The sequence below is a fragment of the Acidithiobacillus sp. TH-A117 genome (assembly GCF_057473465.1).
Genome location: NZ_JBYCKQ010000029.1, coordinates 246,196 through 258,911, shown reverse-complemented (window position 1 = coordinate 258,911; position 12,716 = coordinate 246,196). Strand labels below are relative to the sequence as shown.

The 12,716-nt window shown below is 48.6% G+C and carries 9 protein-coding genes; all 9 read left to right on the top strand.

Annotation, left to right across the window (positions count from 1 at the left end; translation table 11 throughout):
- Positions 1-194, top strand: a 194-nt coding sequence (locus AC2VLR_RS07650) for an ExbD/TolR family protein (protein WP_486881592.1), incomplete at its 5' end; no start/stop codon positions are given.
- A gap of 63 nt (positions 195-257) precedes the next feature.
- On the top strand, positions 258-2,600 hold the full coding sequence (locus tag AC2VLR_RS07645) for a TonB-dependent receptor (protein WP_486881591.1): 2,343 nt from the start codon (positions 258-260) through the stop codon (positions 2,598-2,600).
- A 13-nt stretch (positions 2,601-2,613) separates the two neighbouring features.
- The gene (locus AC2VLR_RS07640; RefSeq protein ID WP_486881590.1) at positions 2,614-3,393 is read left to right on the top strand and encodes a tetratricopeptide repeat protein; all 780 of its coding nucleotides are present in this window, start codon (positions 2,614-2,616) and stop codon (positions 3,391-3,393) included.
- Positions 3,380-5,479 (top strand): phosphocholine-specific phospholipase C, encoded by a 2,100-nt coding sequence (locus AC2VLR_RS07635; RefSeq protein ID WP_486881589.1) that lies wholly within the window; start codon positions 3,380-3,382, stop codon positions 5,477-5,479. The genes AC2VLR_RS07640 and AC2VLR_RS07635 overlap by 14 nt, the downstream gene beginning before the upstream one ends.
- Before the next feature lie 87 nt (positions 5,480-5,566).
- A complete protein-coding gene (locus tag AC2VLR_RS07630; protein ID WP_486881588.1) occupies positions 5,567-7,636 on the top strand; it encodes a phosphocholine-specific phospholipase C in 2,070 nt (689 codons plus the stop codon).
- Positions 7,637-7,688: 52 nt separating this feature from the next.
- Positions 7,689-10,031: a TonB-dependent receptor gene (locus tag AC2VLR_RS07625; protein ID WP_486881587.1), complete on the top strand. Its 2,343-nt coding sequence runs from the start codon at positions 7,689-7,691 to the stop codon at positions 10,029-10,031.
- A 91-nt stretch (positions 10,032-10,122) separates the two neighbouring features.
- Positions 10,123-11,511: an MFS transporter gene (locus AC2VLR_RS07620; protein WP_486881586.1), complete on the top strand. Its 1,389-nt coding sequence runs from the start codon at positions 10,123-10,125 to the stop codon at positions 11,509-11,511.
- A gap of 180 nt (positions 11,512-11,691) precedes the next feature.
- Complete coding sequence (gene phnG / locus AC2VLR_RS07615) at positions 11,692-12,159, top strand: phosphonate C-P lyase system protein PhnG (RefSeq protein ID WP_486881585.1); 468 nt, start codon at positions 11,692-11,694, stop codon at positions 12,157-12,159.
- A complete protein-coding gene (gene phnH / locus AC2VLR_RS07610) occupies positions 12,156-12,713 on the top strand; it encodes a phosphonate C-P lyase system protein PhnH (protein WP_486881584.1) in 558 nt (185 codons plus the stop codon). The genes phnG and phnH overlap by 4 nt, the downstream gene beginning before the upstream one ends.
- Positions 12,714-12,716 lie beyond the last annotated feature (3 nt).

Sequence of the window (12,716 nt, the reverse complement as noted above, 5' to 3'; positions counted from 1 at the left end):
CGGTCAATGTGAAGGGCCATCACTATGATCTGGATGCCCTGCAGCAAATGCTCGCCAGTGATGGCGATCCGGGCAAAACCCAGATCACCATCGCCGCCGACAAAGGCGTGCCTTTTCAGGATTTCATCCATGTCATGGACCGCTGCCAGAAGGCGGGCGTCAGTGATATTGGGATTGCTGCGAAAACGAAATAGCAAAGCACCAATGGAAATGAATTCGTTTGATTCTGTCACACCCCACTACGATATGGAGCTAAAATGCGCAAAACGTCTTATGTATCGCGGGCAGTATTAAGTGCAGTGATTTTTGGGAGTGGTTTTATCTTGTCCAACCAGGCAGTTGCCAGTGATGCTGACGACAACGCCATGCCTGCAGTTAATGTTGGCGAGGTAAATAGCTCTAGTTCTGCAAAAATTATCAGCAAGTATGATAAAAAAACTGCTCCCCTACATCAGACATTGACCAATAAGCAGGTCTTCAATTCAACGCAGTCTGTAGTTACGCTTACTAAAGAAAATAAGAAAATGGTTAGTCCCAATTCCGGTGTTGCGGAATTGCTGGCCACTGCACCGGGTGTGCACATTATGAGTGAAAACCCCCAGAATGGATCTGGACGATACAATATAACCATCAATGGGATGGGTATAGGCTGGTGGAGTGGTAATACTTATCGAAATCAAATCAGTGTATTGTTTGATGGCATCCCCATGAACAATCAGATTACCAATGATGGGCAGTGGAATTCCAGCCAGATACCTCTATTAACCATGATTCATGGTGTAAATATTGTTTATGGGCCAGGCAATCCCCAGACTCGATGGTATGACAGCATGGGGGGAACCATAAACTTTGTACCTTTACAGCCCAGTAAGCGACCTAATGCCAAAGTGAATCTTTCATTTGGAAGTTATGGCAGCAAAACGGCAAGCTTTTCGTTAAATACAGGGGAATTTTATGGTTGGTCAACAGTACTGGCTGGAGGATATACAGCGGCAAACTCTTTTTTCCAAGGACCCAGTACTTGGCCTCAGCATTCATGGGCAGTCTATATGAAGACTGCCCACCCTTTTTCAAATGGCTTATTTACATTGGGATTTTATTATGAAAAATCCGATGCCACCCATAGTCTCACAGTTCCTGTTACACCCATTCCAGGCTATAGCGTAAATGGCTATGGCAAACCCGGGCAATTATTGAGCCAGCAAACCAGTGGATTCTACTATGTTCCGTCTGCCGACCTTTGGTACAAAGATGACATCGTTGACTCATGGATTCTGTATTCGCAGCAACTATTTGATCTAGGCGGTGGATGGCACCTGAAGAATACCCCCTGGTACCGCCATGCCTATCGTTTACATCAGGCCTACTTCAATTACGGAGCTACTGATTATAATCCTGAAGCTGCAGAGCATTATGCACCAACCAATAACTCTTATGGAGATAGACTTGATGTGACCTTGCATTCCCATTACAACGATGTTGCCTTGGGCGGCTGGTTGTCATATCAGCAATATAATACCAACGAAGATCTTTGGAATCCGTATTTAGGCACATCTCAAAAAAATCCATACGTATATAACAACGTAGAAATAAATAGTTTCTTCAGCAATTTATTTGCCCAGGACACGATAAAACTGTTATCTGGGCATCTACGTATCACACCTGGGCTAGCCCTTGCTGGTTTCTATACCTCAATGAGTGACTTGGAGAACCCAGATACCAAAGCGCATTATCTTACGGCCACCCCTGGCGCAAAAACTAACTTTACTCGTCTAGAACCATCTGTCGGGATCAATTATAAAGTGACAAATAATGTGTCTGCGTATGCTAATTATAGCACCACTTATCAGAATGAAACCGATCTGGCCTATGGTGCTTATTTACAGAATATTAAGATTAATGCTGCCGATATCCCCATTACCAAGGCAGAAGATTATGAAATTGGTCTACGCTATCATGATAAAGCTCTAAATGCTGGAGTAAACTACTATCACGACTATCTGACGAATGTACTCAACGGAGTGTCAGGATCAATTACGCAGTTCAATGCCTCGGGTTATAACCTTGGAAATGCGGTATATCAGGGTGTAAACGCTTATTTAAAATGGAAGCCGATATGGCAGTTGTATTTATACGGTTCTGCCAATGTACAACATTCCTATTATACCAGCGATCATAACAATAGCGGTGTTTCATTTAATGGCAGAAGACTGGCAGGGATTCCACATTATTCCTTTAATGTTTCAGTCTCTTATAAAATAAGGGTGCCTGGCGGGCTGATCGAACCAACACTTACCGATCAATATTCTGGCGGACAAACCTTATATGACAACGTTTCTGGCGGCCCGACCAATCAAACCGTCGATGCATACAATCTAGTTAACTTATCGACAAGTTATAAGACAGTGGCGCTGAACCATCTGATTCCCGGAGTTAAAGAAACCTCTTTTACCTTTGGCATTTACAATCTGTTAAATAGAAAGTACCAGTCTGCCATTTATCTGGCTACTGGTGGCTACGATCCCACAGAGCAGCCCTCACTATTTGCTTATGCCGGCGCACCGCTGCAGGTATTCGGCGGAATCAATGTCAAGTTCTGAGCTAGGAAACAAAATGCGCCAGTCAATCACTCTCGTTTTTTTGGGCTCCTTATATCTCACCTTAGGGCTGGTCCCGATCCATGCCGCTACGGAACGCTGGAAAGGGCCATTGGCCCAGGCTTCCATGGCTTGCCTACAACAGAATGCGGCTGCTTTGGCAACTATCCAGCAGAGTGCTGAGAAAGGTGAATATGAGGGAGTAGTTGCTTTAGCTGCCTATTGGGTCTGCGAATCTGACTCTTTCCAAGCAAAACCCTGGCTAGAGAAGGCCAGCGGGATGGGCAGCGGTTGGGCAAGCCAAGTCCTTGCCCAGTATTTGAGTAAAGAAAGCCCCTCGGTGAATAACACTCAAAACTTACTCATTTATCTCACCCGGGCGGCTTTACAGGGCAACGCCTGGGCGGCGCGAGAACTGGGAGTGATGTACCTCAATGGCGCTGTTGGCTTAGCGGCCAACCCGGTAAAGGCGTCTTATTGGGCGCGATATGCCGAAGACGTGAAAGAAATTGTTCCTGACGTTTTCTACTTGGCTGAAAGCTATGCCAAGGGCTGGGGTGTACCCAAGAATCAAGAGAAGGCCAAAGCGTTATATGCAGAAACTTTCACGACTTTGCGACAAGCGGTAGCCCAGGGCGATCCCTATGCCGACATGTTGTTTTATCTCGCTTATAGCAAGGGCTATGGGGTCAAAAAAGACCCCAAAGAGGCCCTACACTGGGTGCAAAAGGCCGCCCAAAAAGGGTATCCAGAGGCCGTCGCAGCTTTGAAAGCTTTGTCTAATGGAGGTAAATAACATGAATCATGGAAATAATGGTTACAGCCGCCGCGATTTTCTCAAAACCCTTGCTGTGGCGGGTGCAGTAACAGCTACCTTACCTTTGTCCATTCAACGCGCCCTGGCAACACCTGCCTATTCAGCCAGTGGAAGCATTGAAGATGTTGAGCACATTGTTATTTTTATGCAGGAAAACCGCTCATTCGATCATTATTTCGGACATTTATCCGGGGTTCGGGGCTATAATGATCGCTTCCCATTGTCCATACCCGGCGGTCGAAATATCTGGGCACAACCGCGTCTAAGCGATCCCAGTGCCTTCATTTTACCTTACCATTTGAATACCTTAACGACCTCGGCGCAGGTGATCGGCGATCTGGATCATAGTTGGTATAGCACCCACGCGGCCAACGCTGGTGGTCTTTTCAATGCCTGGCCGCTGGCGAAGACAGATCGGACGATGGGTTACTATCTGCGGGAGGATATCCCCTATCACTATGCGCTGGCAGATGCTTTTACGGTTTGTGATCATTATTTTGCTTCTCTGGCAGGTCCCACCCACCCCAATCGTGCTTACCAGTGGACTGGAATGGTGGACCCCTCCGGCAAGGGAGGTGGACCGCTGATCAATAACAACGATTACATTACAGATCCGAAAAAATTCCCGCCGGTAAAGTGGCCCACTTACCCTGAGCGACTACAGAAAGCTGGTATTACCTGGCAAGTCTATCAGGAAGGTACCAATCTGAGCTTTGAAAAACCCTTCGAGGGTAATTACGGCGACAATCCGTTGCAAATGTTTCAGCAATATGTAGATGCTTCTAACGATTCACCTTTGCGCAAGCGCGGAATATCTGTACGCGGCTTACGCAGATTCCGTGAGGACGTCCTTCATGATCAGCTTCCGCAGGTTTCCTGGATTGTGGCTCCGGCTGCGTATACAGAACACCCTTCCTATGCCCCTGCTTACGGAGCAGTCTATATTGCCCGGGTGCTGGAAGCCCTGACCGCCAATCCCAAGGTTTGGTCACGTACGGCGCTCTTCCTGAATTATGATGAAAACGACGGCATTTTCGATCATCTCATTCCTCCCCAACCTCCGACTCCAGTGCGCCCGGGTAAGAGCACGGTCAGCACGGCGGGCGAAGTGCATGATATGGTCAATCCAGGGCAGGCCCCGCTGTTTCTTCCCGATGATCTTCCTTATGGTATGGGACCAAGGGTACCGATGATCGTCATTTCTCCCTGGAGTCGGGGCGGTAAGGTTTGTTCCGAAGTTTTTGACCACACCTCTGTACTTCGCTTCGTTGAAAAACGCTTCGGAGTGTCAGAACCCAATATTACCGATTGGCGTCGTGCTGTGGCAGGTAACTTGACCTCCGCATTCGATTTTTCACGAACGGATCTGCGTAAATATTTCTTGCCCAGCACGACCAACAATTTTGCACTGGTGGAACGTTCCGTAACCGAGTTACCTCTACCTCAGGTACCCACTGCAGGGTCACAGGATAAAATCATCTCCCAAGAAGTCGGTCAACGCCCGGCTATGCCTATCGACTACCGACAAGCTTTACAAATACAAGCCGATTCGAAAGGTTACAGCATCCATTGCCAGAACCCCTCCAGCCTTGGAATTTGTTGTTGGGCATACTGGGATGGCAGCACAACACTTCCACAACGTTACACTATCGGTAAAGGGCATTCCCTGGAAGACCATATCACTTGGCCTCATGACGTTCCTGCGGCTATGACAATCCACGGACCCAATGGCTTCATCCGCAAGTTGCAAGGACAAGGTCAAAGTCATTTGATGGTGACAGAAGAATATTTGCGCAATGGCAACATCCGAATCGTTCTACATAACCTAGGCCAGGATTCTCGGCAGATTCAAATCCATGATAAGGCCTATGGCGGCGAACCCCGCAACCTGCACCTGGGCGCTAATGCGTTACAGACAATGGATTTTCCTCTTACGGCCAGTGACCAATGGTACGATCTTGAGATCAAGGACAAGTCCCACACTTGGCGTTTAGCTGGTCATGTGGAGACTGGTCACATGAGCAAAACAGACCCGGCCAATAAGCAACCCGTCCTGCAACTCTGAGTTTGGCTATTTGAGATATTCTGGAATCAATGGAAAAACAGATGAATATTAAGTTTGAAAAGCCAGCTCGAAAAGGGACAGATCATAATGAAAAGACGTGATTTTCTTAAAAATATAGGCATTGGAGTAAGTCTTACGGCATTTCTAGGAAATTCTGTTTCCCGAGCAGCCTTGCTTCCAGCAAACAATCGCTCTGGAACACTGGAAGATGTAGAACATATTATTGTATTTATGCAGGAAAACCGATCATTTGACCATTATTTTGGCCAACTCAATGGTGTACGAGGATATAACGATAGATTTCCACTGACGTTACCAAACGGCAAACCAGTCTGGTTCCAGGGGCGCATGAACGACCCGAGTAAATATATTCTTCCTTTTCATCTGAATACACAAAAAACCTCTGCGCAATTCATACAAGATCTTGATCATAGCTGGGCTTCTCAACATGGTGCCATTGCCGGTGGCCTCATGAACGCCTGGCCATTGAATAAAACTGACATGACGATGGGGTATTTCCAGCGCCAGGATATTCCCTTTCATTATGCTCTTGCTGATGCTTTCACGGTTTGTGACCATTATTTTGCATCTATTCCAGGACCCACTGAACCCAATCGTTGTATGTTATTCAGCGGCACTATAGATCCTGATGGTAAAAATGGCGGACCATTAATTGATGATGCTAATTATTGGCCTGGCAATGGTCCTAATGGCTACCATAAAACCGAGCCATTTACTTGGCCAACTTATGCAGAACGTCTACAAAATGCGGGCATATCTTGGAAGGTGTACCAAGAACAATTGCATACGATCAACCATAATCCTATGACCGGATGTTATGGTGATAATGCGCTGATGTATTTCAAGACCTTTGCAGAAGCACCGACCAATTCTGAGCTGTATCGCAGAGCGGTCACTGAAGGTGGTATCAAAACACTCAGAGATGATGTGTTGCATGATCGCTTACCACAAGTATCCTGGATTGTTACGCCAGCAGGCTATTGCGAACATCCTTCTTATCCTCCGGCATATGGTGCAATGTATATTGCACGAGTGTTGGACGCATTGACGGGTAATCCAGATGTATGGGCCAAGACTGTCCTGATTCTGGACTACGATGAGAATGATGGCTTTTTTGACCATGTGCCACCCCCACAGCCACCAACACCGGTTCGCCCGGGGAAATCAACTATCAGTACAGAAGGAATGATACACGATCGTGTCAAAGCAGATTGGCCGGTACTTTATAGTCCCGATCAATTGCCTTATGGACTTGGACCTCGCGTGCCAATGATGGCCATATCACCGTGGAGCAAAGGCGGTTATGTATGTTCCGAGGTGTTTGATCACACCTCTGTCATTCGTTTTATTGAGAAACGCTTTGGGGTGAATGAACCTAATATTGCCGCTTGGCGACGTGCTGTTTGCGGAGACCTGACTTCTGCATTTGACTTCACACGACCAGATGAACGTCAGGTTTTTTTGCCCAGCACGGCAAACTATGTAGCGACTGTTCATCATGAGTCTACTTTGCCAGCTCCTGTGGTGCCTGAGGAACAAGCTTTAGCTATTCACCCGCAAGAAAGCGCGCTGAGACGGCGGCGACCAATTAACTACAATACCAGAGTGGAACTGAAAGCAACCCGAAATGGAGTCCAGCTCAAAATACATAATTCCTCTCCAATAGGGGTAGTCTGTACCGCATATTGGGATGCCAGCTACGAGCTTCCATACCATTATACCGTTGGTAGTCATGATCATCTTGAGGATGAAATAATCATCCCCAAAGATCATAAACTGGCTTTTACATTGTACGGGCCAGATGGATATGTGCGCAAACTATCTGGCACAGGTCCAACCGGGTTAGTAATAGACGAATCACCCCAAAAAAATGGAGATATTGCACTTCATTTTCACAATCACAGCTCAAACGTTCAGGCTGTACACATTAGTGACTGTAGTTACGGTCAGGCATCAATATTCTTGAAATTGGATAGAGGTTCAAGCGCTCATATTACCTGGCCATTAGCAAAAAGTCACCATTGGTATGATCTGGAAATTAAAACTGAGACGCATACTTGGCGTCTTGCCGGACACATAGAAACAGGAGAGGTAAGTTTTTCTGATCCGGCAAATATTAAACCAGTATTAATTTAATTAAGAAGTAAGTAATTTTATCGCACCCAACCATGATCTACATGAGGAATTTATGAAGCATCTTTTTTTATCCAGAAAAGCATTAGTCATAGCTCTGTTTTCTACAGGAGTTATCGGCATAAGCGATTTATCAACAGCTTATGCCGATAACATAACAACATCTCCAGCCATCAATGTCGGTGAAGTCAATGGCCAGGCATCGGGTACTTCAGAGCAAAACAAGGGCAATAAAAAGAAAGTTGATCTTAACTCACCAGTACAAAAAGTACATATATCTCAGCGGAACATTGAAGATAACACGCTCTCGGGTGGTAGTATCGTAGAAGCCATTGCTGCTACCACTCCCGGCTTCCAGGCGCGCCGTACTGGCACTTCCAGCGGAGCAAACAGATATCAAATTCGACTGAATGGTATTCAGATTGGCTTTGATGAAACAGGCCAGGCGGAAATGAATGGTAATCAGGTGCTTATGGATGGAATACCTTTGAATAATCCATTAGCTTCCTATCATGGATTTTCTACAGCAGAACTTCCAATTTCTTCGATGTTTTCCGGTATCAATGTCGTCTATGGACCTGGCACTGCCAAACAGCACTGGTTCGATTCCATGGGGGGTACCATTGATTTTCAGACGAAATCATCGGGTGAGAAGCCAGCGGCTTTTGTGGACATCGGGGCTGGCAGCTTCAATGCTTATAATGCGAGTACGGGCATTTCCACCGGTTCAATGGATGGCTGGAAAACCTATATCGCTGGAGGTTATACGAGAACAGGACAGGCGCGTGTGAGCCCTTCCCTCACCGGCCCATCCGAGAGCTCCGCGATTTTTATCAAAACACAAAAAAAATACCAGGATGGTAAATTCACCATGGGATTTTACTTCAATCATACCGAAGAAAATCGTCCACATCTGATCCCCGTATATCCATTTGCAGGTGGATCCGTTAATGGTAATGGCGTGGAAGGCCCCGCCTTGAGTCAGGTTACCTCTGGTTTTTACTACACCCCTTCCAGCGGCCTCTGGAGAAAACATGAAAAATATATTACCTATCTGGGTTATTTAAAACTCACCACGGACTTATCCAAAAATGTTAAATTTCATAACGCGGTCTGGTATCGTGCCGGCAACCGTCTTAAAGTCCGGGTAGATAATTACCCCATGGCTCCGAAACTGAATACGGAATACTATCCTACTTCATCAGGAAATTTTGGGTATCGTGGTGATTTCACTATTGACCTCCCCTATAATAAAGTTGATGTCGGTGGTTATTACCAGCAAACCACCTATGATTCAGCATTTGCGGGATACTCATCATTTATACCAGGATTTGAATTAGGCAGTAACAACCCGCTTTATTATCGTGATGATCATGATCATTGGAGTGCAGCCAGCGCTTTTCTGCAAGATAAAATCACCCCTGTCTCATTTATTTCCATAACTCCCGGCCTTAATCTCATCAATTATCACATTTCAGTGAATAATGTGACCTCTGTTTCAGCTGAAGACTTGTATCCCGGTGATACTCTCGGAGATTTCCCCAAGGTTCCCGGTGATACCGTAAACTTTACCAAACTTGCACCCAGCGTCGCCATTAATGCGACCATTACTCCGTCGCTCCACGCCTTCGGAACATGGTCACAAAATTATCAAACGCAAATAGATAGTGCTTATGGAGAGGGTGCATCGCATCCGGTTATTGCTCCGACAAAGCCTGCAAAAATCAATTTCCTGATGGCCGGGTTAAAGTATGTGCATGGGCCATTGGAAGGTCAGGTTTCATTTGTGCACCAGAAGCTCAGTGATCTGGCAGTTCAGATTACCCAGGCAGAGTCACAAAATATTATTGTAGAACCCGCCAATGAAACCATCAATGGCGTAAACTTTCTGTTAGCTTATGGGCAACGCTTAGGTTTCAATGCGCGCTTATTGGGAAGCATATTACATGGAACAGAAAATACGGTAGATGCAGCAGGTCAGGCCGTAAATGGTGCCAGAGTCACCGGTTTGCCCACCTATAACATCAATTTCGGTTTGGGATACCGCTTGTATGCTGACCAGACATTGTGGAGTATCAGGGCGCTGGATAACTATCAGTCAGCAACCTACTTGTCCAGTGACATCACTGCTTCGCCAACGACACTACAATTGCCATTTTCTGCAGTCAATCTGGTGAATTTGTCATTATCTGCCCGTACTACCATGTTTGATCACGATATTCCCGGCCTTAAACTGATGCGCGTCTCGCTCATGTTGGATAACCTGCTGAACCGCAAATACAACGTCCAGGGATATGTTTCTGCGGGCGGCAATTACGGAGCAGGCAGCGAGGGAAGCATTCTGGCTAGTCCTGGCACTCCTAGAGCAGTATATGCCTCCATTACTGCTTCTTTTTAATCTTCCTGATTAACGTATTTTCTGGTGATCGCGTAGCCCTGCATTTCGATTCGTGATGCAGGGTTTTTATTATTTATGCAGGAGATTCCCCATGCAAGCAATCCATACCCATTTCGATAACCTCAAAATCAATTCCCGGCATCGGCGCATTGTCATGGCGGCGGGGCTGGGAATTTTTCTGGATGGTTATGACCTTTCCATCATTGCCGTGGCCCTGCTTCTGCTTAAGCCACAGTGGCATCTTGGCCCCACCCAAATGGGGCTACTGGGGGCTGCGACCCTTGCCGGAGCGGCGCTGGGTGGCCTGATTGGTGGGCGCATAGCAGATCGCTTCGGTCGCAAGGTGCTTTATCTGATTGATGTCGCCACATTTTTTATAGCGGCCATAGTTTCTGGTTTTGCCTGGGATGTCACCTCTCTGATTGTTTTGCGTTTTGTGCTTGGCATTGGCGTCGGCATGGATTATCCGCTGAGCTCCAGTTATATCGCCGAATTCATGCCCAAAATGCAACGCGGCAGTGGGCTTTCCTGGGCTTTTACGCTGTGGATGATCGGTGCAGCAGTTTCCGCCGTCGTCGGACTGCTGCTCTTACAAACCGGGCCCGATGCCTGGCGCTGGATGTTCATCAGCGGCGCTCTACCAGCGCTGGCGGTACTATGGTTACGTCGCAATCTGCCGGAAACGCCACGCTGGTACATTGCCCACAATCGGCCGGAGGATGCGATTCGCGTCCTGCGCCAGATTTCTCCAGGCGTGGATGAGGGTACTTTACGTGCGGCCATGGCGGATCAGCAAAAGGACGAACGTCCGCTGCGTGCCTGGGCCACCCTGTTTCAGGCATCCTGGCTGCGCCGGACCCTGTTGATTTTGCTTCCCTGGATGATGATGGATATCAGTGGATACGGCCTGATTATTTATCTGCCTACGCTCCTCGGCAGTTTTGGCGTTCACTCCCACACGGCGGCGCTGATATGGAACATCATTTTTGATCTGGTGGCTTTGGGAGGCATCGCCCTGCTGGCTTTGACCACCCGCAGATTAGGGCGACTCATGCCCCAGAACATCGGTTTCGCCCTGGATGTCCTGTTTCTCGGAACCCTGGGCCTGGTAGCCCTGTTTACGGCTCCGCCTCTCTGGTTACTGGCCATTGCCTTGTTCGGCTATACCTTTGCCAATAACTTCGGGCCGGGTTCAACGACCTGGTTTTTGCCGGTGGAATTATTTCCGACGGATTTGCGGGCGTCCGCCCACGGCCTGGCGACGGCCTGTTCGCGGGTGGCCGCTGCCACTTCGGTTTTCCTGCTGCCTTCGGTACATGCGGCGGTTGGCGATGGCTGGTTGATGCTGATTCTTGCCGCGACCGCACTGCTGGGACTGATGGTCACCTTGCTGTTAGGAAAAAATATGGAACCGGGCAACCGCAGCCTGGAAGAAATCAGTACAAGCAAAGAAGAACTAGCCCTGCAATCGGCTGCTTGATCAAACGGCGCTCCAGACCAGGGCCAAGGCGCGGCAACCATGGAGTTAACGAAAGCCCCGACCCGCAACTTAATCTTACGTCACCGCAGCGCTGGAGCAAGATGCGAAGAAGCCTACGGTGTTTGATCAGGCTGTTCCTTCCTGATAAGATATAGTTGTCTATATGACTTACGGGACAGCATGGATAACAAACCCAAGCAGGAACAAGCCTCCCGCCCCCAGCGCGCCCTCTGGATAAGCGAACTCGCCCAATCCAGCCTGAAAACGCTGCAGGCCATGGCGGCTACCGTAACTCCATGGCCTGACTATCAGCTCCTCGAAGGCCCGGAAATCGGCACCATCCTGATTCATGGTCCTATTGCCGGTAGCGGCGGCACATTTCCGGTGGGCGATTGCAGCGTCACCCGTTGCCGGGTCCAGGACAGCCACGGTCATGTGGGGGTTTCCTGGATATTGGGGCAGCAACCCGAAATTGCCCTCTGGGCGGCCCGCTGGGATGCCTTGTTGCAGGATCCGAACCATTACGCCACATACTGGGAAAACATCAACCAGTTGCGTCAGGAGCGTATACAACGGGAACAGGACACTGCGACCGCCATGCAGAAAACCCAGGTCCGTTTTTTCAGCATGGAAAACATGCGCACATGAATCCAGAACAGCAACAGCAGGTTTTCCGAACCTTACTCACTGCCATGTCTGCACCGGGCGAAATCGCGACCATTCCTGCTCATTCAGCCCCCGCACCCCTGTCCCCTGCTTGTGCCGCCATTTGTCAGACGCTAATGGATGCGGGCAGCCCTGTTGCCCTCGTAGGCATGTGCGCTGCGGTATCGCCCTGGCTGGCTACCCACTGCCATGCCCCCATGGTTTCCATGGATGCGGCGCATTTTGTGCTGGGCACAGAAAAACACTGGGACTGGGAATCCACCCCGGTGCCTATGGGCAGCGAAGAAGAACCCGAGCAAGGCGCAACCCTCATCCTTGAACTGGACAGTCTGGACGCTGCTAAGCCCCTGCAACTCACGGGGCCGGGCATCGTCAGCACCCGCAGCATCGCCCCCGATCTGGGCGCAGGGTTCCTCCCTTTCTGGCAGAAACAGCAGTCCCTGTATCCCCGGGGCGTGGACCTGATATTGTGCTGCCGGGAACAATGCCTTTGTCTGCCCCGATCCGTCAGCATTTGCCGCTTAGAGGAGGCATAATCC